17 protein-coding genes are annotated in these 22,555 nt (G+C 61.4%); 14 read left to right on the top strand and 3 right to left on the bottom strand.

Features of this window, described 5'->3' with window-relative positions; genetic code table 11:
* Positions 1-18: 18 nt before the first annotated feature.
* A complete protein-coding gene (locus DK842_RS16860) occupies positions 19-582 on the bottom strand; it encodes a DNA-3-methyladenine glycosylase I (RefSeq protein ID WP_114062494.1) in 564 nt (187 codons plus the stop codon).
* A gap of 270 nt (positions 583-852) precedes the next feature.
* Between DK842_RS16860 and DK842_RS16865 the strand changes: the two genes are divergently transcribed.
* The 12 genes from DK842_RS16865 to argS all read left to right on the top strand — a co-directional run bounded on the left by DK842_RS16865 (position 853) and on the right by argS (position 16,633).
* Positions 853-2,070, top strand: coding sequence for an EAL domain-containing response regulator (locus tag DK842_RS16865; RefSeq protein WP_114062495.1), 1,218 nt, complete (start codon positions 853-855; stop codon positions 2,068-2,070).
* A 9-nt stretch (positions 2,071-2,079) separates the two neighbouring features.
* Positions 2,080-2,814 (top strand): response regulator, encoded by a 735-nt coding sequence (locus DK842_RS16870; protein ID WP_198414561.1) that lies wholly within the window; start codon positions 2,080-2,082, stop codon positions 2,812-2,814.
* Positions 2,815-2,817: 3 nt separating this feature from the next.
* A complete protein-coding gene (locus tag DK842_RS16875; RefSeq protein WP_114062496.1) occupies positions 2,818-6,726 on the top strand; it encodes an ATP-binding protein in 3,909 nt (1,302 codons plus the stop codon).
* A gap of 68 nt (positions 6,727-6,794) precedes the next feature.
* Positions 6,795-7,622, top strand: a complete 828-nt coding sequence (locus DK842_RS16880) for a ferritin-like domain-containing protein (RefSeq protein WP_114062497.1) — start codon at positions 6,795-6,797, stop codon at positions 7,620-7,622.
* A 23-nt stretch (positions 7,623-7,645) separates the two neighbouring features.
* The gene (locus DK842_RS16885; protein ID WP_114062498.1) at positions 7,646-7,861 is read left to right on the top strand and encodes a hypothetical protein; all 216 of its coding nucleotides are present in this window, start codon (positions 7,646-7,648) and stop codon (positions 7,859-7,861) included.
* 156 nt (positions 7,862-8,017) lie between these two features.
* On the top strand, positions 8,018-8,437 hold the full coding sequence (locus tag DK842_RS16890; RefSeq protein ID WP_114062499.1) for a hypothetical protein: 420 nt from the start codon (positions 8,018-8,020) through the stop codon (positions 8,435-8,437).
* A 26-nt stretch (positions 8,438-8,463) separates the two neighbouring features.
* Entirely contained in the window at positions 8,464-9,810 is a 1,347-nt protein-coding gene (gene trhP, locus DK842_RS16895) for a prephenate-dependent tRNA uridine(34) hydroxylase TrhP (protein ID WP_114063778.1), read from the top strand.
* Between the two features lie 666 nt (positions 9,811-10,476).
* Positions 10,477-11,577, top strand: coding sequence for a polyamine ABC transporter substrate-binding protein (locus DK842_RS16900; protein WP_114062500.1), 1,101 nt, complete (start codon positions 10,477-10,479; stop codon positions 11,575-11,577).
* 181 nt (positions 11,578-11,758) lie between these two features.
* A complete protein-coding gene (locus DK842_RS16905; RefSeq protein WP_114062501.1) occupies positions 11,759-12,667 on the top strand; it encodes an ABC transporter permease subunit in 909 nt (302 codons plus the stop codon).
* Complete coding sequence (locus tag DK842_RS16910) at positions 12,664-13,503, top strand: ABC transporter permease subunit (RefSeq protein ID WP_114062502.1); 840 nt, start codon at positions 12,664-12,666, stop codon at positions 13,501-13,503. Before DK842_RS16905 ends, DK842_RS16910 begins: the two co-directional genes overlap by 4 nt.
* A 221-nt stretch (positions 13,504-13,724) precedes the next feature.
* Positions 13,725-14,783: an MBL fold metallo-hydrolase gene (locus DK842_RS16915; protein WP_168194907.1), complete on the top strand. Its 1,059-nt coding sequence runs from the start codon at positions 13,725-13,727 to the stop codon at positions 14,781-14,783.
* A gap of 131 nt (positions 14,784-14,914) precedes the next feature.
* A complete protein-coding gene (gene argS / locus DK842_RS16920; RefSeq protein WP_114062504.1) occupies positions 14,915-16,633 on the top strand; it encodes an arginine--tRNA ligase in 1,719 nt (572 codons plus the stop codon).
* 48 nt (positions 16,634-16,681) lie between these two features.
* On the opposite strand, the gene DK842_RS16925 is transcribed toward argS, so the two are convergent.
* The gene (locus tag DK842_RS16925; protein ID WP_114062505.1) at positions 16,682-17,332 is read right to left on the bottom strand and encodes a HugZ family pyridoxamine 5'-phosphate oxidase; all 651 of its coding nucleotides are present in this window, start codon (positions 17,330-17,332) and stop codon (positions 16,682-16,684) included.
* A gap of 136 nt (positions 17,333-17,468) precedes the next feature.
* Positions 17,469-19,124, bottom strand: coding sequence for a S53 family peptidase (locus DK842_RS16930; RefSeq protein ID WP_168194908.1), 1,656 nt, complete (start codon positions 19,122-19,124; stop codon positions 17,469-17,471).
* A 386-nt stretch (positions 19,125-19,510) separates the two neighbouring features.
* Between DK842_RS16930 and DK842_RS23465 the strand changes: the two genes are divergently transcribed.
* Positions 19,511-19,669 (top strand): hypothetical protein, encoded by a 159-nt coding sequence (locus tag DK842_RS23465; RefSeq protein WP_168194909.1) that lies wholly within the window; start codon positions 19,511-19,513, stop codon positions 19,667-19,669.
* Between the two features lie 183 nt (positions 19,670-19,852).
* Entirely contained in the window at positions 19,853-22,429 is a 2,577-nt protein-coding gene (locus DK842_RS16935; protein ID WP_114062507.1) for a TonB-dependent receptor, read from the top strand.
* Positions 22,430-22,555: the final 126 nt, after the last annotated feature.

Below are 22,555 nucleotides of genomic sequence, written 5' to 3' on the forward strand. Positions count from 1 at the left end.
AGGCCAGAGACGCCAAGCTTAGCCGGCAGGATGCAGGTAACAATCCGGCAAGTGGTCGTTGACCACGCCGCAGGCCTGCAGATAGGCATAGATGACCGTGCTGCCGACGAAATTCATGCCCGCCTTCTTCAATTCCTTGCTGATGCGGTCGGACAGTTCGGTGCTGGCGGGCACGCGCTCGTCATCGCGCTGGCGCACGATGGGCTGGCCATCCACATGCGCCCACAGCCAGTCGGCGAAGCTGCCGTGTTCACGCTGCATCCTCATAAACACCTTGGCGTTGCGGATGGCGCTGTGGATTTTCAGCCGGTTGCGCACGATGCCGGGGTTCTGCATCAAGCGCTCGGCGTCGTTGTCGCTCATGGCCGCCACCTTGGCCGGGTCAAAGTTGTGGAAGGCCGCGCGGTAGCCTTCGCGTTTTCTCAATATGGTGATCCAGGACAGGCCGGCCTGGGCGCCCTCCAGCACCAGCATCTCGAACAATTTGCGGTCGTCCCGTTCCGGGCGGCCCCATTCCGTGTCGTGGTAGTCGACATAGAGCGGATCATCTCCGCACCATGGGCAGCGTGGCGCATCAGTCATGCAATGATTTCTCCAGGTTTTTCGGGCGGAGCGAGTTCTCGGGCAGGGTTTCGGCCGCTCCGAGGCCTTCGTGTCGGCACGGTCTTGTGCTGCCATATTTGTCAGCCTATACATGGTATTACGCAATGCCTGCTTACGCGAATGTCTTAGCGAGATGATGGCGCGGGCATCGCGTATCCATTTGGTTTTCCGCAGCTCTCACTCTCCCGGGCGATTACGGCCATCCCGCCCAGGGTCGACCTCGCCGCGCATGGAAAGGGGCAATCTGGCATGGAGCTGAAACCCAAGCGTTTCCTGGTTCTGGACGATCAGCTGGTTTTGCGCAAGCTGATTTCGCGCCAAGCCAGCTTCTTCAGCCGCTTCGCGGTGGACATTGACGAGTTCAGCGATCCGGCAGAAGCGCTGCGCAGCATTGCCGAGGGCGGCTACCATCTGATCATCACGGATATCGGCATGCCGGGCATGAATGGCATCGACTTCATCAAGAATGTCGCCAGACTGGGCTACCGCTCGGCCTTGCTCATCATCTCCGGCTATGACGGAAAAACGCTGCAGACCATAGCCGACATGTCGGCCAATCTGGGCATCGCCTGTGCCCGCTTCCTGTCCAAACCCTATTCGGCGGAGGCCTTCGTCGCCTCGCTCAACGGCATCTTCAACGAAATGGAGCGGCGCGCCGCGCCCGCGGCGAGCGATGTCGAGTCGTTGCTGGCGGAGTTGAGCGCCGAGAGCTTTCGTTTGGAGTTCGCGCCTGTCCGAGCGCTGTCCAGCCGCAAGCTGGTCGCCTTTTCATTGACGGCGCTGCTGCTGCGGGATGGCGGGCGGCTGCCGCTGGAAAAATTGTTGGAATTGTTGTCAGGAAGGCGAGGCGCGTCCCCTGCCGCGCTGGAGATGCTGGTGGAGCGGGTGGCCCGTCTGTTGCAGGATACGCGTTCTGCTTGCGGGGCGGAGGAGTGTCGGGTGGATATCCGCATCGACGAGGCTTGCCTGTCCGCCGACAATGTGTTCGATCATTGCTTCGTCGCGCTGCAGCAGTATCAGGTATCGCCTGCCAGTCTCGGCTTCGAACTCGCAGATGGGCTCAATCGCCGTTCGGATGGATTGTGCTTCGAGAATATCGCCAAGATCAAGTATCTGGGTTTCCGTCTGCTGGCAGGCGGCTTTGGCCAGGGCTCGTTGACGGTCAGCAATCTCTTTCGCCTGCCGTTCGACCAGGTGAGCGTTCCGATGGAGACGTTGCAGTGGATGCGCGCGTTGAGGGGGGAGGAGCCAGCGGCTTTCCAGATGCTGCGGTCCTTCGGATTGGGACAGGCTGAGGTGTGCGCCACCGAGCTTGACGACGATGACGCCGTTTCGGTCGCGCGGGCCATGGGCTGTACGCAAGGCCGAGGCGATGCGGTGTCGTTGGTGGTGCCGGAGGAGGAGTTGCTGCAGGAGATCGCCGCCGTGCCGAATGGCAGCCCAGCTTCAAGCGAAACCCCTGTGTAAGGAGATGCGATGATTTCGGTCGACCTGGCCCGCCTGCGCATCATGATAGTCGACGACCAGACGCTGGTCAGAACGCTGATTTCGCAGGCTTTGCAGAGCATGGGCATCAAGCAGGAGCATATTTTCCAGGCGGCGGACGGCACGGCGGCCATGCGGCTGCTGGATATCCGCATGGTGGACATCGTGTTGTGCGATGTGCAGATGCAGCCGATGAACGGTATGGATCTGCTCAAGGAGCTGCGCTGCGGCCATACCGCCAACGTGTCCAATCTGCCCTTCGTCTTCTTGTCCGGCCACGCGGACCGGACCAATGTGGTGCTGGCCAGCCAGCTGCATGCCGACGGCTTTGTGGTGAAGCCGCCCAAGCCGGCGGATGTGGAAAAGGCGATACAGGTGGCGATGAGCCGCGAGCGCCCGGAGATTGATCCGTTCAGCTATTACAACGTGGCCACAGGCACCGAGTACGACAAGAAGGTATTCGGCCGGTTGTTCGAAACCCGGTCGCCAGTCAGCCAGGAAGAGCCTGAGGAGCGCTGTCTGACGCTGGACAAGATCAAACCCGGCTCGCTGCTGACCCGGGACCTGCGCAGCAGAGCGGGGCATCTGCTTTTGCCGCGGGGCGCCACCATCTCCGCCAACCAGCTTACCGTGCTGCGGGATTACAGCGAACGCTACGGCGTCGCGCACATCTATGTGTCGGAAGGCGACGAGGTGGCCGCAAACCCTTCGGTGGCGAGGCACTAAGCCATGCAGCTGGGCGGACGCAGCCGCAGCCAGGCGATGTCGATAGGGCGAAGCGTGCTCGCTATCGTGTTTCTGCTGGGCGCCGCCCAGGCAGGGGTGATGGTGCTGTTGCAGTTGTCGGCCTGGAGAGCCTATCAGCAGTCCGAGCTATTGGTGCATTTGAATCAGGATGTGGTCCAACTGAGCGGTTTTTCCGATCTGCAATTGCGGGAAAGCGGGATGCTGATGTCCGGCCTGCTGACGGGAGCGTCAACGTCCGATGAGCTGGCGCGACAGGCTCGGCAGGTGGATGAGCGCTTCCTTACGCTGGTTACCGCCTGGCATGGCCATGAGGACGCCAGAACCGCGGAGCGCATCGCCAAGCTGCGGGAACTGGTTCGCCAGTACCAACAGCTGCGGATTGACGCCAGGCAGGCGATGCAGTCGGGAGGCGGTACGAACGAGGCGCTGCTGCGCCGCCTGTATGAGCAGACCCGGGATGTGCAAGGACAAATCCAGTTGCTGCTGGATGCCGCCGTCGCCGACATGGCCTCGGGCGGCGACTCCCGAGTGGGAAACCTGGCCTGGCTGAGGCAGGATGCCGTGGCGCTGGACTATTGGTTCCGTTCTGGCGCGCAGGCGCTGGTGGTGCGTGCGGGGCTCAAGCATAGGCTGGACCGCCGGGCGGAGGAGGAGCTGGCGCGAGGCGTGGGGGCCGGCATGCTGATGCTGAAGCGGCTGCAGTCTCGGCTGGACAGCATTGGCGACGCGGGCCTGTCGAGCCAACTACCCGACATCGCCATGCAGGGAAATCGCCTGCAGCTGTTGACGCAGATACAACTGGAGCAAATGGATGGGCGGCTGCAGTTCAGCCAGGCGACGGACTATCGGCAAAACCAGCGGCAACTGGAGGTTGTGCTGGAGCGAGCCCAGGCGTTGATTGCCGCCAAGGCGGAGCAGAGGTTGCGGGAGAACCGTTCCCACTATCTTGGCATCTTGTTGCGAGAGGGCGTGTTCGGGCTGGCCATGCTAGCCTTGCTGGCTTTCCTGTCTTATGTGGTGGTGCGCAAGGTGCTCAAGCCGCTGGACTTCCTGCAGCGGATGCTGGATGTATCCGGCGATGCGATGCTGGTGGTTGACCAGAATGGCGTGATCGACATGGCCAACGAGGGCGCCGGGCGCATGTTCGGATATCCGATGAGCGCCTTGGTGGGCATGCCGGCGCGGCAGCTGTTCGTGGTGGACGACGAGTTGCTGTCGGTGCTGGCCGCGCTGGAGGTGCAAACCGGGCGCTCCATGCCGGTGGAGGGCATGGGCAGCGGCGGCGAGCGCTTCCACGCGATGCTGAGCGTGGGGCGATTCCAGGAGGACGCGAACCGGCCGCTGGACATCCTCATCGTGCGCGACGAGCACAAGCGGCGCTTGGCGGAAAGCTCGCTGGAGCGAAGCGTGGCCCTGCTGTCGGTGATTTCGGAAATCGAGGCCATGTTGCTGTCCCGGGCGGAGCGCGGAGCGGTGTTCCAGAGGCTGCACAACACTTTTCTCGATTTCACCAGCTCGGAGCAATGCCTGCTGGTCGCATGGGCGGTGAGCGAGGAGGGAGAAGAGGGCCTGGTGCCCCAGGCCGGCTCCTGGCCTGATTTCCTTCCCTTGCCGCAGCAGCTGTCGCAAGCGGAAATGCCGCTGGCGGCGCTATTCCGCAGCTTGACGGCGCAGCCGTCCTGGGTCTCGCTGCCGGTGATGCTGGGCGGCGAGGCGGCGGCCGGCGTGTGCCTGCTGCGGCCCACGCTGTCGCAACTGGGCATCAGCATCCTGCCCTTGCTGGGCGCTTACGCCAACATCCTGGGTTTCTATGCGGAAGAGGATCGGCGCAAACTGTCCGAGGCGCAGTTGCGCGCGGTGCTGCAGGAAGAGGAGGCGGTGTATTCGGCGTCGCCTGTGGGCCTATTGCGCTTGAACGAGCACTTCCAGATCACCCGCGCCAACCTCACCGCAGAAAGCATATTCGATGTCGGCGACGAATACGGCCTGTCCGGCATGCACTTGATGGAGCTGCTGGCGTCGGAGCATGGCTGGTACGAACTGGCCGAACAGATGTCCAAGATGCAGCAGGACAACGCGCGCATCCACTGCGAGCTGGAGTGCCTGACCGGCACTGGCAGGCCGATCTGGGTGTTGTTCGAGGGGCAGCTGCTGTTCCCGGACGCCAGCGAGTCGGTGATCATCCTGGCCTGCCTCGACATCACCGAGCGCAAGATGGCCGAGTTCGAATTGCGGATGGCGCGCGACCAGGCCAACGCGGCCAACCGCGCCAAGAGCGCCTTCCTGGCCACCATGAGCCACGAAATCCGCACGCCGATGAACGGCGTGCTGGGCATGCTGGAGCTGCTGGCGATGACCAAGCTGGATGCCGAGCAGCAGGATACCGTGGGCACGATACAGGACTCGGCCAACACGCTGCTGCGGCTGATAGACGACATCCTGGACTTCTCGAAGATCGAGGCGGATCGTCTGGAAATCGTGCCTACCCGCACCGCGATCCGGCCGTTCATGGACAGCGTGCGCAGCCTTTACCACGAAAACGCCAGCAAGAAGGGCCTGGAACTGTCGCTGACGCTGGATGGGAAGCTGGCGCCTACCTTGATCATCGACCCGTTGAGGGTCCGTCAGATTCTGCAGAACTTCATCAGCAACGCCATTAAGTTCACCTCTAGCGGCCGGGTGGACATCCGAGTCAAGGTGATGGACACGGTAGCCAATTACCAGGTGCTGTCCTTCGAAGTGGAAGACACCGGCATCGGCATGTCGCAGGAGCAATTGAGCAAGCTGTTCCAGCCCTTCACTCAGGCGGATTCGGAAACCACCCGCCGCTTTGGCGGCACTGGCCTGGGCCTGGCCATCTGCCGCCGCTTGGCCGGGCTGATGGGCGGGCACGTGGAGATGGAGAGCGAGCAGGGCAAGGGCAGCTGCGCACGCCTGCTGATGGAGGTGGAGTGGCTGGCCGAACAGGTGGAGCCGGTGATGCTGCCAGAGCAGAGGGTGCCGCTGGAGTCCGTCGCGACGGGCATGCCCGCCGGCAGCGCCGGCGGCGCGGGCAGCGGATTGTTTCCCATCCTGTTCGCGGAGGACAACCCTACCAACCGCAAGCTGACGCTGAAGCAGCTGGAAAAGCTGGGTTACCCTGCGGACTGGGCCGAGGATGGCGACCGCGCCTTCAGCAAATGGCTGTCCGGGCGCTACTCGCTGATACTTACCGACTGCCACATGCCCGGCATTGACGGCTATCAGCTGGCGCGGCTGGTGCGGGCGCATGAGGAGTCGCATCCGGAACGCGGCCGCATCCCCATCGTCGCTTGCACAGCCAACGCGGCCAAGGAAGAGGTGGACAAGACGAGGGACGCGGGCATGGATGACTTTCTGACCAAGCCCCTGTCCATCCTGGCGCTGGAAGCGACGTTGAGAAAGTGGATGGGGGCGATGGCGGGCGAACCTTCCATCGAGCGGGACATGGCGCCGGAGCCTAGCGGGGATGCCGCGTCTGCGCCGGAGCAAGAGGCGGCGAAGCAAGATGGCGTCGAGGGCGGAGAGTCTCCGATAGACCGCAGCGTGCTGGAGGTGTACAGCAATGGCGACCTGAGCGTGGAGCTGGAAATCTTGAGGGAATTCCAGACCGGCAACAGCGAGGATGTGGCCGAGCTGCGGGCGGCGATGGAGGCGGAGGACGCCGAGCGGATTGGTTTTTCCGCGCACCGGATCAAGGGCGCCAGCCGCATGGTGGGCGCCAATGGCATGGGAGACGCCGCCGAGACGGTGGAAAAGGCCGGCAAAGCGCATGATCTGGACCTCGCCAAGCGGAAAATGGTCTTTTTCGAAGAGCAACTGAAAGTCTTCGAGGGATGGCTGGCGAGCCAGGGCGAGACCGTTGAGGAGTAGCGGCGCAGCCCCACGTCCGCAGCGGACGCGCTTGGCCTGTAGCCCCCGCAAGCTTAAAATCCGCTCTCATGAGCCAAGCACAATCGCTGTATCCCCTGATCGAGCGCGCGCTGCTGTGTCCGGTGGTTGAGGACAAAATGGCATGGACGGAAAGCCTGTTCCGCGATTGGCGGACGGGCAGGCTGGCCAGGCGGGACGCGCCGCCGGCCTATGCCTTGCCCGAGCCGGGGCGCCCGGAACGGCCGGAGCTGGTCCACCCCGCGCGCGTGCCCAAGCGCAGTCTGTCCACCCGCCATGGCCACGGAGCCCTGTTGCATGCGATCGTTCATATCGAATTCAACGCAGTCAATCTGGCGCTGGATGCCGCCTGGCGTTTCCGTCAACTGCCGGACGCTTTCGTCGACGATTGGCTGAAGGTGGCCGCAGAGGAGGCAGGCCATTTTCGTCTGCTGCAGGGCAGGCTGAGCGAGCTGGGTTTCGCTTATGGCGATTTCCCGGCCCATGACGGCCTGTGGGCGATGTGCCGCAAGACTGATCACGACGCGATGGTCCGCATGGCGCTGGTGCCGCGCGTGCTGGAGGCACGCGGCTTGGACGTCACGCCGGGCATCCAGCGGCGTCTGGCGGGAATCGGCGATCACGCCAGCGTCGCGGCGCTGGACATCATCCTGCGCGACGAAGTGGGCCACGTGCTGATAGGCAATCGCTGGTTCATCACGCTGTGCCGCGAAAGGGGCCTGGAACCGCAGGCCACTTTCCGCGGTCTGCTAGAGGAGCACGGGATGCGGCAGCATCCCGGCGAATACAATCTCTCCGCCCGCGCCGCTGCCGGTTTTTTCGCCGACGAACTGGAGGCATTGTCCCGGATGGCTGATTTCGTGGCCGGCGGACGTTGATTTTCAAGAGGAAACGGAAGTTCATGATCAAACTGATTCAACGCCTGCGCGACAACCGCAGACTGGCCGTCGCCACTCTGGCGCTGTCGACGCTGATTTTCATGCTGTCGTCCGCGCTGTGGCGCGCAGGGACGACGGAAAGCGCGCTGGCGGCCTTGCTGTGCCCGCTTTTGCTGTTGCTTGCGCTGGGTGGGCAACTCGGCGCCTTGTGGGCGCTGTTGCAAAAACCGCGCAAGTAAAACGGCTTTTAAAACATGAGCTTAAAGATTCGTCAAGAATCAATCCGGGCTTGACGCTGTCCTTGCAGCCGCGCATAATCGCGGCCGGATAGAACTCAAACAGGCTCCGCTATGGTGTGGAGCCTGTCGTTTTTTGCACTGCGGAGTGTCTGCAACATGGAGCACCAGGTATTCCTGCGTCAGCTGGAAACCAATGCGCTGCCTGCATCGGATTTCAATCATCAAGCCCACCTGTACGCGGCCTGGGGCTATCGCCGGGAATACCCGGCGCCCGAGGCGGCCGCGCGCTGCGCGCACGCGCTGTCGCGGTTCGCGATGGCGAACGGCGCGGCGACAAAGTACAACCATACGCTGACGATGGCCCTGCTCGCCATCGCCTATAGCCGCGTCGCGTCCAAGCCCGAGCTGATCGAGGACTGGCCTGCTTTCCTCGACAGCTGCGGCGATCTGGTCCGGGACGCCCGCGGCGTGCTGGAGCAATACTATTCCGCGGAGCGACTCCTGACCGACTCCGCGCGCAAGGCCTTCGTCAAGCCGGACAAGGAGCCGCTGCCGGTTTCCTGTCTGCTCAACTGAACACATCGAGAATTTCTCAAGCAATGATCAAAGCACCCGAACTCTTGCTGCCGGCCGGCACGCTGGACAAGATGCGCGCCGCCTATGATTTTGGCGCCGACGCCGTCTATGCCGGCCAGCCGCGCTACAGCCTGCGCGCCCGCAACAACGACTTCAAGCTGGAAGAGCTGAAACAGGGCATAGACGAGGCCCACGCGCGCGGCAAACTGTTCTTCGTCGCCAGCAACATCCTGCCGCACAACAGCAAGATCAAGACCTATATGGCCGACATGGAGCCGGTGATCGCGATGAAGCCGGACGCGCTGATCATGGCCGATCCGGGCCTGATCATGATGGTGCGCGAAAAATGGCCGGAAGTGCCGATCCACCTGTCGGTGCAGGCGAATACCGTCAATTACATGGGCGTCAAGTTCTGGCAAAAGCTGGGCGTGTCGCGCATCATCCTGTCGCGCGAGCTGAGCCTGGACGAGATCGCCGAGATCCGCCAGGAGTGCCCGGACATGGAGCTGGAAGTGTTCGTGCACGGCGCCTTGTGCATCGCCTATTCCGGCCGTTGCCTGCTGTCCGGCTACTTCAACCATCGCGATCCGAATCAAGGCACCTGTACCAATGCCTGCCGCTGGGATTACAAGGTGCACGACACCGAGGGCGACGCCGCCGGCGACGTGCAGGTGATCCAGTTCGACTTCAACAAGGCGATGGAAGAGGCCAACCAGAACTTCTCGTCCTGCGGCAGTCAGCAGCGCCATCCGCTGGCCGACAAGACCTATCTGATCGAGGAGGGCAGCCGTCCGGGCGAGCTGATGCCCATCATCGAGGACGAGCACGGCACCTACATCATGAACTCCAAGGACCTGCGCGCCGTCGAGCAGGTGGAGAAGCTGGTCAAGATCGGGGTGGATTCGCTGAAGATCGAGGGCCGCACCAAGAGCCTGTATTACGTGGCGCGCGCCGCCCAGGTATACCGCAAGGCCATTGACGACGCCGTTGCCGGCCGACCGTTCGATCTTGGCTTGCTGGCTGATCTAGACGGCTTGGCCAACCGCGGCTACACGCCCGGATTCCTGGAGCGCCATCAAAGCCAGGATTACCAGAACTACCTGACCGGCCACTCGAAAGCCAAGCAGAGCCAGTACGTGGGCGACGTGATCGAGGTGGATGGCGAAGGCTGGGCGCTGATCGAGGTGAAGAATCGTTTCGCTGTCGGCGACAAGCTGGAAATCATCCATCCGTCCGGCAACCGCGTGATCGAACTAGCCGAGATGATCCGCAACGGCGAGGCGGTGCAGGTCGCTCCGGGCAACGGGATGCAGGTCCGCGTCCCCGGTTTCGCCGGTTACGATGACAAGGCCCTGGTCACGCGCTTGTTTTGATTCTCCGCACGCGCCGTGCCGGAAAGGCCGCCTTTGGCGGCCTTTTTGTTTGGCAGCGCGAATCTGCGCCCGCGCGGCAGGCATGTTGCGCGTTTCCCACGCCTTGGCCGCGTGAATAAATCGGATAATTTTTCATGCCATTGTTATTTGCCTTGAATTGGCGAGGTTCGTGGCGCGGGTGGGAGGCGATGGCGCGTTCCGCGGGGCGTTCCGGAAAGCGCAGCGTGGCGCCGACTGCGGGATCCGCGTCATGCCCTGCTTGCGTGTTTCAAGGAATGTGGTTAAAAAGTGATGACATAAATATGAGTGCGTTAATTTAATTAAACGCATCGGCAGTATGGAGATCCCGAGAGGAAACGATGATGTCAGCCGCATGTCGCTGTCCGGCAGGTTTCGCATTCTTCAGACTTCCCGCCCGCGTTTTCGCGAAGGCGCCGCGCGCCGGCCCGCCTTGCCATTCCTTCCCGCGCCGTTGAATCCAATTCGCTTATCGTTTTACATGCCGTAACGCCAAGAGCACTTGCGGCGATGGCCGCAGAGTATATGTTGGCAGTACGCCGGGGCGCGCATGCGCCGGATCGGCGACAGCATGGAATGCAGTGACTCGAGCCCCGCGGGCAGGAAGCGGAGGCGTTTATGGTTGTGCTACTTTTTAGGAAGCCTGTCATGAAGAAGAAACTGGTTCGCAAAGCGCTGTGCTCCCTGTTGCTATTGCTGCCGGCCACCGGCGCGCTGGCCGCGGGCAAGGTCTTGAACGTCTACAACTGGTCCGACTACATCGCCAAGAGCACCATTCCGGGATTCGAGAAGCAATCCGGAGTCAAGGTGAAATACGATGTCTACGACAGCGACGATACCCTGCAGGCCAAGATGCTGACCGGGCATTCGGGTTACGATATCGTGGTGCCGACCTCCAATTTCATGGCCAAGCAGATCGAAGCCGGCATCTATCAGAAGCTGGATAAGTCAAAGCTGCCGAACCTGGCTAATCTGGACAAGACGCTGATGGCCAAGATCGCGGACGCCGATCCCGGCAACGCGCACGGCGTGCCATGGGCTTACGGCACGGATGGTTTCGGCTACAACCTGACCAAGGTCAAGGCTGCGCTGGGCGACAAGGCTCCGTTGGAGAGCTGGGAGATGCTGTTCAATCCGCAATACCTGTCCAAGCTGAAAGGCTGCGGGGTCTCGGTGCTGGATCAGCCCAGCGACGTATTCGCGGCGGCGCTGCATTACCTGGGCAAGGATCCGAACAGCAAGAACCCGGCGGACTATCAAGCGGCCTTCAACATGATGAAGAAGATCCGTCCCTACATCACCCAGTTCAATTCTTCCGGCTATATCAATGACCTGGCCAATGGCGATATCTGCTTCGCCTATGGGTTCTCTGGCGATGTCCATATCGCCAAGCGCAGGGCCGCGGAAGCTAAGAGGCCCTACCAGATCGCCTATGTCCTGCCCAAGGGCGGCGCGCCGGTCTGGTTCGATGTGATGGTGATTCCCAAGGATGCGCCGCACCCTGAGGAGGCGCATAAATGGATCAATTACGTCAGTCTTCCCGAGGTGAATGCCGAAATCACCAATACGGTGTTCTATCCCACTGTCAATGTCGCGGCGCGCAAGTACGTGAAGCCGGAAATCGCCAATGATCCCACGGTGTACCCGCCGGAGTCGGTCATGAAAAGCTTGTTCCTGCTCAAGCCCTTGCCGCCGGAAATCATGCGCGTGCAAAACCGTTTGTGGACCCAGTTGAAGACGGGCCACTAAGCCCGAATCCGGCCGGACGATCCTGTCCGGCCGCCTATTCCCAAGAACAGTCCGTCGCCTGTTTTCACAGCCGGCAGGACGTCTGCAGGACATCGGCCGCCATCCAGGCGGATTAGGGTATCGGCGGCGCGTCGCCGATGGGGAAGCAACGCTTTGACGCCTGGCGCGTCGTGGTGCCGCCATGAAACTACCGGATCTGAAACGCTGTCTGCCTACGGGCCGTGGGGCCGTGATCGGCGTGCCCTTCCTGTTCCTGTTCGTATTCTTCCTGCTGCCTTTCCTGCTGGTGGTGGGCATCAGTTTTTCCCAGCAGCAGTTGGGGATTCCGCCTTACACGCCGCTTGCCAAACTTGAAAACGGCGTGCTCAGCATCGCGCTGAATCTGGGCCATTACCAGTTCATGCTCAGCGATGATCTATATTTCGCCACGTATCTCAGTTCGGTGAAGATGGCCTTTGTCTCCACCGTATTCTGCCTGTTGATCGGCTATCCAATGGCCTATTACATCGCCAGGGCCGGGGAAGCGGCGCGCAACACGCTGATGATGATGGTGATGCTGCCGTTCTGGACATCCTATCTGATTCGCGTCTATGCCTGGATCGGCATCCTGAAGAACGACGGCTTCCTCAACCAGTTCCTGTTGTGGCTCGGGGTGATCGACAGTCCGCTGCACCTGTACCACACCAACTGGGGCGTCTACATCGGCATGGTGTTTTCCTATCTGCCATTCATGATCATGCCCTTGTACGCGCACCTGGTGAAAATGGATCTGACACTGCTGGAGGCGGCCTACGATCTGGGAGCCAGGCCGTGGCGCGCGTTCTGGCAGGTGACCTTGCCCCTGTCCAAGAACGGCATCATCGCTGGCAGTCTGTTGGTGTTCATACCCGCGGTGGGCGAGTACGTGATCCCGGAGCTGTTGGGCGGCGCCGACACCTTGATGATAGGCCGGGTGATGTGGGACGAATTCTTCAACAATATGGATTGGCCGATGGCGGCTACCGTCACCTGCTGCATGGTGCTGCTGCTGTTGGTCCCGATGGCGCTGTTCCAGCACTATCAGGTCAAGAACATGGAGGAGGCGAAATGATCAAGCCGAGCAAACCCTTGTCCTTCCTGGTATTGGGCTTGGGCTACGCTTTCCTGTACCTGCCCATCGCGCTGCTGGTGGTTTACTCCTTCAACGAATCCAAGCTGGTGACGGTGTGGTCCGGCTTCTCCACAAAGTGGTACGTGGCGCTGCTGGATGATGACGAGCTGATCAGCGCCGCCTGGCTCAGTCTGAAGATCGCGCTGATGACGGCGACGGCATCGGTGGTGATGGGCACCTGGGCCGGTTTCGTGCTGGGCCGTTGCGGCCGCTTCCGCCTGTTCACGCTGTTCACCGGCATGGTCAACGCGCCGCTGGTGATTCCCGAGGTGATTCAGGGCATCTCGCTGCTGCTCTTGTTCGTGGCGATGGAGCAAAGCTTCGGCTGGCCGGAGGGACGGGGCGTGTTCACCATCTGGATCGGCCACGTGATGCTGTGCGTGTCCTACGTCACCATCGTGGTGCAGTCGCGGGTGAGGGAGCTCAATCTGTCGCTGGAGGAGGCGGCGATGGATCTGGGCGCAAGGCCGCTGAAGGTGTTCTTCGTGATCACGCTGCCCTTGATCTCGCAGGCGCTGGTGTCAGGCTGGCTGCTGTCGTTCACGCTGTCGCTGGACGATCTGGTGCTGACCGCCTTCCTGTCCGGGCCAGGCTCCACCACGCTGCCGCTGGTGATCTTTTCCCGGGTGCGGCTGGGCCTGAGTCCGGAGATGAACGCGTTGGCCACGCTGGTGATCGTCGCGGTGTCTGTGGGGGTCGTCGCCGCGAATATCTATGCTCGGGCGTTGTCGCGCCGACGGGAGAGGGAGGCCAGGCTGGCTTATGCCAATGGGTGAAAGCATGGGGCTCGGCAGGCAGCAGTCGCGCGGCGCAAGGCGATGAGGCGTTCTGCCGGTTCGATGACGGCCGTTTGAGAAGCGATCATGCGTGGCGCGCGCCCGCCGTTTGCATATTCGGCATGCCGGCGGGTGGCGAGCGGCGGTTGGGGAGCCGCCGCTTCTTAATTTGGACGTTTTGCGTCAGAATGCCGGGGTCATTGGTTTTTGCGTCCATCCCCATGTCGTTGAATCTGCTGCGCTGGCCCTCGCCGCGCTACCGCCGCGATCCAAGCCGCGTTCACCACGGCGAGACCGGCTACCGCAATCTTTATCCATTCAAGCAGCCTAGGCTCATCGATCTGCTGCGCTGGAACTGGGAGCGCCGGCGCTTGAAAGTGGAGCACCGCTTGCAGGACATCCGCCGGGTCGAGCCAGACGTCGCCGCTCTGGCCGCCAACCGCGGGCGTCCGTCCTATACCTGGATCGGCCATGCCAGCGGGTTGATCCAGCTGGCCGGGATGAATCTGCTGCTGGACCCGGTATGGTCGCAGCGGGCATCGCCAATGCAGTGGGCCGGGCCGAAGCGGCTGTCGCCGCCGGCCATCGCGTTGGACGATTTGCCGCATATCGATGCGGTCATGGTGACGCACAACCATTACGACCATCTGGATTTCCTTACCTTGCAAAGACTGGCGCGGCAGAGCGGCGGATCGCCGCTGTTCGTGGTGCCGCTGGGCGTGGGGCGGACGCTGGCGCGCGCCGGCGCGCCGGCTGACCGCATCGTGGAGCTGGATTGGTGGCAGCGCCATCGACACGGCGAGGTGGAGATGACGCTGACGCCGGCGCAGCATTGGAGCAAGCGCTGGGCTTTGGGAGACCGCAATCGCGCGCTGTGGGGCGGCTTCGCGGCTAAGGGCGGCGGCGCGCAACTTTGGTATCCGGGCGATACCGGGTATCATCCCGAGCTTTTCGCGCGGATCGCCGAGCATCTGGGCAAGGTCGACGTCGCCCTGTTGCCGATAGGCGCGTATCGGCCGCGCTGGTTTCTGCAGGCGCAGCACATCGATCCCGCCGAGGCCGTGGAAATCTACCGTATTTTGCGCCCCCGGCGCGCGTTGGCGGTGCATTGGGGGACCTTCGTGCTGACCGACGAGCCGTTGCACCAGCCGCCGCTGGATCTGGCCGATGCGCTGAGCCGGCATGGCATCGCCCCGGCCGACTTCAGCGTGCCGGCGATCGGGGAGACATTGTGGCTGGATGCCGGTGCCGGCGGCGAACGCGGTGATGGATCAAACTAAGGCAGATTGGCGCGGCTTGAGTCGGGATCAAGCATTGCCCGCTCAAGCGGGGGCGCATACAATCAAACATCAATGATTTTTCAGAAGCGAAGGCAAATTTTCGTTTTCGCGGCAATTCGTGGGGCTATCCAATGACTATTCATCAGTTGATCAACGAGCGGGTACAGGCGGCGCTGGCAGCGGCGGGCGCACCTGACGCGCCCGCCGTGGTCCAGCCGGCTTCCAAGCCGGAATTCGGCGACTACCAGGCCAACGGCGTGATGGGCGCCGCCAAAGCCCTGAAAACCAACCCGCGCGCGCTGGCCGAAAAGGTCGTCGCCGCGCTGGATCTTGCCGGCATCGCCGACAAGGTGGAAATCGCCGGACCGGGTTTCATCAATATTCATCTAGCCCCTGAATATCTGGCCCGACGAAGCGAAGCCGCCCTGAAAGACGACAAGCTGGGCATCGCGCCGGTCAAGCCGCTGCGCGTGATGGTGGAATATTCCTCGCCGAATCTGGCCAAGGAAATGCACGTCGGCCACCTTCGCTCGTCCATCATCGGCGACGCCTTGGCGCGCGTGATGGAATACGTCGGCCACGACGTGGTGCGCGCCAACCACGTGGGCGACTGGGGCACCCAGTTCGGCATGCTGGTGGCTTATCTGGTGGAAACCAGCCACGCCGGCGACGCCGATCTGCAGCTGTCCGACCTGGAAACCTTCTACCGCAACGCCAAGATCCGTTTCGACGAGAGCGAGGACTTCGCCAACCGCGCCCGCGACTACGTGGTGAAGCTGCAAGGCGGCGACGAGGAGGTGCTGAAGCTGTGGCGCCGCTTCGTCGACGTGTCGCTGAAGCACTGCGAGGACGTGTACGAAAAGCTGAACGTTGGTTTGAAACGCGAACACGTGCGCGGCGAATCGTCGTACAACGACGACCTGCCGGTGATCGTGCGCGAGTTGCGCGCGGCCGGCCTGCTGACCGAGAGCGACGGCGCCCAGGTCGTGTTCTTGGAGGAGTTCCGCACCCAGGAAGACCAGCCGATGGGGGTGATCGTCCAAAAGAAGGACGGCGGCTTCATCTATACCACCACCGACATCGGCGCGGTGCGCTACCGCCATCGCGAACTGAAGCTGGACCGCGTGATTTACGTGGTGGACGCGCGCCAGAGCCAGCACTTCGCCCAGATGTTCACCATCTGCCGCAAGGCCGGCTTCGCGCCGGAAGGCATGTCGCTGGAGCATGTCGGTTTCGGCGTGATGATGGGCGATGACGGCAAGCCGTTCAAGACCCGCTCCGGCGGCACGGTCAAGCTGATCGAACTGCTGCACGAGGCCGAAGAGCGCGCTTACGCGCTGGTGTCCGAGAAGAATCCGGATCTGCCGGAAGCGCAGAAGCATGAAATCGCCAACGCGGTGGGCATCGGCGCGGTGAAATACGCCGACCTGTCCAAGAACCGCATGAGCGATTACATCTTCAACTGGGACACCATGCTGGCCTTCGAGGGCAATACCGCGCCGTACCTGCAATACGCGTACACCCGCGTGCAGAGCGTGTTCCGCAAGGCGGAAGACTACGACGCGAGCGCCAAGATCGTGATCACGGAGCCGGCCGAGAAGCAACTGGCCGCCGCGCTGGCGCAGTTCGAAGACACGCTGAACGCCGTGGTGGAGGGCTGCTACCCGCATTATCTGTCGCAGTATCTGTACCACATCGCCACGTTGTTCTCGCGCTTCTACGAAGCCTGCCCGATCCTGAAGAGCGAGGGCGAAGTCCGCGCCAGCCGCCTGCAATTGGCCGCGCTGACCGCGCGGACACTGCGCACCGGCCTGGACCTGCTGGGCATCAAGGTGCTGGAGTCGATGTAAGCCCGACGGGGCCCGACGCGAAAACCCTGCCGTTGCCGGCGGGGTTTTTTATTTTCTGTCCCGGGATGGCGTCAACTGCAGCAAGCGTTCGCGGAGCGCCGCCGCCTCGGTTGTCGGCTCGCTCCAGTCCGTTCGGCGGTAATCTCCCTTTTCCATCCAGTCCGCGCCGAAGCCGTCGCACCCCAGCAAGCGTATCGATGGCGGCAGCGCCGACTGCGCGTCCCGCAGCAGTCTGGCTTCCGTGTCCAGATTCAGAATGGGCAGCGAATCCCATGCGTTGCCATCCAGCCAGCCCATTGTGCCCAGGCCGGCTATCAGCCGCGCGCGCTTGGGGTGCAGCCGGAAGAACAGGAAATCCAGCATCAGCCAATCCTCCGCCTCAGGCAGGTAGCGGAGCAGGCGGCGCCGCAGCGCATCGGGAGCGTCGATGCGCTCGGCGTCGGCCAGCAGCGTCATGCGGCTTGCCGATTGGGCGGCATCGGCGCCGGGCGTCAGCAGGGACAGGCTGACGCGCCCATCGGTCAGCAGATTCTTGCTGTGTTCGGCAAGCGTACTGGCGACGAAAATCGGCCGGTGTCGTTCGTCGCAGACAAATTGGATGGCGGTGGCGTAGGGATAGCCCGGGCATGGCTGCGACTGGGTGGCGAGGGCCGCGTGGCGGCACTGATGCAGCAAGCGGATGGCGAGATCGGGTTTCACGGCGTGTCCTGATATCGGTGCGTGCCGTCATTTTATGCCGCGCCGCGCGATGGGCAAGCGGCTTTCCACAAGCGGCGGCGCGGGGATGAAAAAGCCCCGGCGCGAGCCGGGGCCTTCATCGACAAGACGGCCTGAATCAGAAGCCGCTGTGGCTGTTGATGAAGCTGTTCAGATTGGCCACGTTCAGGCTGCCCCAGCCGGTGGTGTAGTCCCAGCCGGAGGTGGCCTTGTAAGCGCCGTTGCTGCCGGAGGTGACGTCGTGGTACAGCGACGGGTTGGCCTTGAAGTACTGATAGATGGCCGGATTCGGCGAGACCAGGCTGTTGCCGTGGGCGGACTGGATGCGGGCCCAGAAGCCGGTGAACAACGGGGCGGCCAGGCTGGTGCCGCCGATCTGCTGGGTTTGGCCGCTGACCAGAACCAATGCGCCGCTGTTCGGATCGGCGTCGAAGGAGACATCCGGCACGCCGCGCTGGGTCTTGGAGGTGGTCAGCACGCCGGCGGCGGTTTGCCACGACGGCGCCTTCTCGGTGGAGCTGACGCCGCCGCCCGTGCCGTTCCACACGGTTTCCGACGAGTACTTGGTGGCGCCGCTGGTGTTCACCGTGGTGCCGCCGACTGCGATCACGTACGGGGAAACCGCCGGATAGCTTTGGCGCGCGGTGCGGCCGCCGCACTCGTAAGAGCCGGAATCGCCGGTGGACACCGAGAAGGTTTGGCCCTGCGCCACCGCGGTCTGGAAGATCTGGTCATCGGAGGCGGTCATGCCGTCGCTTTGGGCCGAGGTTTCGCATTCGCCCAGCGAGACGTTGATCACCTTGGCGGTGTTGTCGCTGACCGCGGAGTTGAAGGCGGCGGTGATGTCGGCGTTGGTCATCGAGGTGGCGACGTAGAAGTTCATCTGCTGAACTTGGCCGCCGGCCGCGGCCAGGATGTCCTGGCTGTCCAGGTTCCATTCGCCCACGCCGTCGGTATCGTTGCCTTGATCGCCGGCATAGATGGTGTTGGTGCTGACATCCGGGTAGCCGGCGCCGTCGGTGAAGTCCTGCAGGTCGGACAGCGTTTGGCTGATGTCGCCTTCGGCGATGATGCCGACGGTGGTGTTGCTGGCAGGCGGCAGGCTGCTGGCGTTGTAGATCAGCGGGAAGTCGGTGGGGTTGTGGCCAATGACGCTGGCGGTCTTGGCCGAGCCCATGGTCTTCATGGCGGCCTTTTGCATCATGGTGTGGAAGGTGCTGACGTTCTGCAGGCCGTGCACGGCCAGCACGATGCCGCCCAGCGATTGCGGCACCTGGGCGGCGGTCACGTTGGCGAAGGCGGCGCGGCCATTGTTGTTGACATGGTGCATGGTCACGTTGAACGCGGTCTTGGCAGTGGCGGCGCTGCCGTCCGCGGTGATCAGCATGCGGTTGGACGCCACCTTGATGTTGCGGAAGCCGCTCTTTTGCAGATGAGCCACGACTTTCTGCGCTTGGGCCTGGGTCGGGGCGTACTGGGCCATGAACTCGGCGTGGCTCAGCGTTTTGTGGCTGGTGCCGGCCATCAGGCTGCCGGTCAGCGCGTCTAGTTGCGCCTTGTTGCGGACTTTCAGCATCACGGCGACGTGCACCGATTGGCCTGCGGCGACTTCGCCAGCGCTTTGCACTGCGGCGATCGATGCGTTCGCCGCGTTCGTCGCCGTGGCGATCGGATGCGCCTGGGTCGCGGTATTGACCCAGGCTTCGCCGGCTTGGGCGCCGATGGCGAATGCTCCGGCGACGATCAGTGCGATGGCGTGTTGTTTTGCAAACATGCAATTTCTCCTCTTGCGGTTTAAGTGCAGGAGCCGGCGGTATGCCTTTTCCTGATAATGGCCGGGTTTGTTTTGCGAATTGTGTTCGTCCCCTTGGCCTGTAATTGCCCTCAGTTCCCTTTAGGCATGTCGTAATTGCATACGACTATTTCGCAATAGTGCACGGCAAAACAAAATGCCAAATGAATTTAATATATATTCACACTTGTGCATTTAATTTAATCAAAAATACAAACAAATAGTTACTTTGAAAGGCAATGGCATCACCACGATGACATTGTTGAGCATTTGCACTATTTGTTTGATTTTTTACTGGGATAATTCCTCATGTCTGGCATGAGCTTTTATGTTTATCCAATTCAGCAGGTTGGCGAGGAAAGTTGTGAATGATGAAACAAAAAAATGGATTTACTGCGGGAATGCAACAAAATCATCATCATGATTCGGCCTTGAAAAGTATTTATTACTTTTTCTTTGTGACGGTTGATGACGCGGGCTTTGCGACGTCATTGGAATTATTGGGCATGACGCAATTTTTTTTATGACAATTTGTGACCAAGCTGAATGAATTTGTTTGCTCTCTTTTTGAATCGCTTGGCAAAAGTAAATGGCTGTTGACGTTAGTCATTACAAACTTTCACACTCGAATCGCCTTCAATCGGCACGACAAATAGATAAGATCGCTCGCCCACGAGGCGGCGCCGTACTTCTACAAGGGATTTGGAGAAATGATGAATCACAAGAGAAAAACGCTGGCGATAGCGCTGTCTCTGATGGGCGGCATCGGCTACGCGCAGATGGCTCATGCGGACGACACGGATAGCAGCGCTTTGCAGCGCGTGGATGTGATTGGCTCCCACATCAAGCGTTTGAAGAGTGAGAAGGCCACCGAAGTCACCACGGTCAAAGTGGAGGATTTGACCAAGCAGGGCCTGAGCACGGTCGAGCAAGTCGTCAACGCGCTGGCGGCCAATCAGTCCAACATCGGCGCAACTTCCAGCGTGGGAGCCTCCACCGGTGGTGCGGCGTTCGCCAATCTGCGCGGCTTGGGCCGCCAGTACACCTTGGTGTTACTGGATGGGCGTCGCGTTTCGCTGCATCCTTTCGATGGTTATGCCGCCGACCTGAATGCCATTCCGCTTACCGCAATCGAGCGCGTCGACGTTCTGCCGGACGGCGCGACTGCGATTTACGGCAGCGACGCCATTGGCGGCGTAATCAACTTCATCACCAAGAAAACCAGCCAAGGCCTTAGCTTGGGCGGCGATTTTCTGACGCCGCAGCGATCCGGGGGCAACGAGAAGAACCTTAACATCTCGTATGGTTATGGCAATCTGGGCAAGGATGGCTTCAACATCTATGCCGACGCTTCGTATCATAAAACCGATAAGATCATGGCCAGCCAGCGCGATTTTGCTTCCGCGATCACTGCTGCCTCCAAGCCAAGTTCGAATAGCTATCCGGGAAACTATGATGTCGATCTGAGAGATCAACCGATCTCTCCGTCCTCCGCTTACCCGAACTGTCCCGCGCCGACGGTGGCCAAGGGGGGCGTGTGCAAGACCTACCCCAGCACCATGATCGGCATTCAGCCGGAAGTGGAAACGTGGTCTGGCTTCGCCAAGGCGACCATGAGGCTGGGCGAGAATCACGACCTGTCGATCAGCTACAACATCACTCGCAATAAAAACATGACCATCGCCGCGCCGACTCCCACCGGCGGCGACGTGATGCTGCCAAGCGGCACGCAGGGCATCGTTACGCCCACGGGCGGGGCGACGCTGACGCCGTTCCTTCGCACCATGCCTTTGGGCAACCGTCTCACTCAGGCGGTGAATGTCCAACAGAAACTGCAATTTAATCTGGAAGGCCAGCTGGCAGGCTGGGATTACAGAACAGGCGCAGGTTATGCCCAAACCTATGCCACGGAGGAGCTGGTTAGCGGTTTCACAGGCATTAATGAAGTGAAAAACGCGTATCTGAACAATCAGATCAGTCTGGTCACCGGTTTGGCGACCGATCCCAATGTATGGAATCAGATCGGAATCCGCGGCCATCTGGACGATGGCACCTATAACATCGCCAGCGCCGACTTCAGCATGAGCAAGGAAGTGATGGCTTTGCCGGCGGGTCCTCTGGCAGTCGCCTTCGGCGGCGAAGCTCGCCACGAGTACTTGGAGCACAATTTTAATTATTCGATCTCCAAGGATGCGCTTGGCCCCGGCATGCTGCAGTCACTGAACACCAAAGGCAGTCGTAGCGTGTCGGCGTTGTTCGCCGAGGCGGATATTCCCATCATCAAGCATCTGGATGGGAAAGTCGCGGCGCGGTTCGACCACTATAACGACGTCGGCAACTCTTTCAGCCCGCAGTTCTCGCTGCGCTATGAGCTGTCGCCGCAAGTTCTGTTGAGGACTTCCGCTAGCACGGGCTTCCGGGCGCCGGCTTTGCTGGACATGTATCAGCCCAACCAGAGCCAGCTAACCGGCGATTACTACATCGATCCTTTGAGTTGCCCGTCGATGGCGGACAGCTGTCCGTCTCAGCAGCGCTATATCAAAGTGGGCGGCAATACCAAGCTGCAGCCGGAAAAGTCGTCCTCCTTGTCTATGGGCATTGTGCTGGAGCCGGTGAAGAACATCACTGCCAGCGCCGACTTGTGGTGGGTGATGGTCAAACATCAGGTCAACACTTTGTCCGAGGCCGTGCTGTTTGATGGCAGCCACAATTCCCTGTTGTATTACGACGCGAGCAATGGCGGCAATCTGACCGGCACCGCCATCACGCAGAATATGGGGAATACCAGTTCGTCCGGTGTCGACCTCGACTTCCGTTGGGCATTCCCCAAAACCGCGATCGGCGATTTCAGCGCAGAACTGTCCGGCACCTATCTGGCGAAGAGCGTGTACCAGTTGGAAGAAGGCGGCAACTATTACACCAATTTGGGCCAATACGTCGCCACGCAAACCCAGCCGACTTTCCGCTGGCAGCATAATCTGACTCTGAATTGGCATCGCGGCTCGTGGAGCGGATTGTTGTCGCAGAATTACAAGTCCGGTTACACCGATCAGAATTCCGGCGCGTTCGCCTCCACCAATCATATGGTCAAACCGTATTCCACATGGAATATGTCCGGAAGCTACGAGCTGAACAAGCATCTGACCCTGACCGCCGGCGTGCGCAATCTGTTTGATCAACTGCCGCCGTGGAGCAATCAGCAGTATCTGTTCCAGGGCAACTACGATGCGCGCTTCGCAGATCAGGTGGGCCGCGCATATTTCGCCAAGTTCAACTACAAGATGTAAGCCGCGAGGCATGCGACCCGGACGCCGAAAGGCGTCTGGGGGCAACTACGAATTGCGAGGCATCCCTTACAAGCGTTCACTACGTGTCACGGGATAAGGGCGGCGAGTTCCTATCCAGTCCGCGAG

It is taken from the genome of Chromobacterium phragmitis (genome assembly GCF_003325475.1).
In the GTDB taxonomy this organism is placed as follows: Bacteria; Pseudomonadota; Gammaproteobacteria; order Burkholderiales; family Chromobacteriaceae; genus Chromobacterium; species Chromobacterium phragmitis.

Coding starts and splice junctions, on each gene's coding strand:
- DK842_RS16860 (WP_114062494.1), bottom strand. CDS start 582: ATGACTGATGCGCCACGCTGCCCATGGTGCGGAGATGATCCGCTCTAT.
- DK842_RS16865 (WP_114062495.1), top strand. CDS start 853: ATGGAGCTGAAACCCAAGCGTTTCCTGGTTCTGGACGATCAGCTGGTT.
- DK842_RS16870 (WP_198414561.1), top strand. CDS start 2,080: ATGATTTCGGTCGACCTGGCCCGCCTGCGCATCATGATAGTCGACGAC.
- DK842_RS16875 (WP_114062496.1), top strand. CDS start 2,818: ATGCAGCTGGGCGGACGCAGCCGCAGCCAGGCGATGTCGATAGGGCGA.
- DK842_RS16880 (WP_114062497.1), top strand. CDS start 6,795: ATGAGCCAAGCACAATCGCTGTATCCCCTGATCGAGCGCGCGCTGCTG.
- DK842_RS16885 (WP_114062498.1), top strand. CDS start 7,646: ATGATCAAACTGATTCAACGCCTGCGCGACAACCGCAGACTGGCCGTC.
- DK842_RS16890 (WP_114062499.1), top strand. CDS start 8,018: ATGGAGCACCAGGTATTCCTGCGTCAGCTGGAAACCAATGCGCTGCCT.
- DK842_RS16900 (WP_114062500.1), top strand. CDS start 10,477: ATGAAGAAGAAACTGGTTCGCAAAGCGCTGTGCTCCCTGTTGCTATTG.
- DK842_RS16905 (WP_114062501.1), top strand. CDS start 11,759: ATGAAACTACCGGATCTGAAACGCTGTCTGCCTACGGGCCGTGGGGCC.
- DK842_RS16910 (WP_114062502.1), top strand. CDS start 12,664: ATGATCAAGCCGAGCAAACCCTTGTCCTTCCTGGTATTGGGCTTGGGC.
- DK842_RS16915 (WP_168194907.1), top strand. CDS start 13,725: ATGTCGTTGAATCTGCTGCGCTGGCCCTCGCCGCGCTACCGCCGCGAT.
- argS (WP_114062504.1), top strand. CDS start 14,915: ATGACTATTCATCAGTTGATCAACGAGCGGGTACAGGCGGCGCTGGCA.
- DK842_RS16930 (WP_168194908.1), bottom strand. CDS start 19,124: ATGTTTGCAAAACAACACGCCATCGCACTGATCGTCGCCGGAGCATTC.
- DK842_RS23465 (WP_168194909.1), top strand. CDS start 19,511: ATGATGAAACAAAAAAATGGATTTACTGCGGGAATGCAACAAAATCAT.
- DK842_RS16935 (WP_114062507.1), top strand. CDS start 19,853: ATGATGAATCACAAGAGAAAAACGCTGGCGATAGCGCTGTCTCTGATG.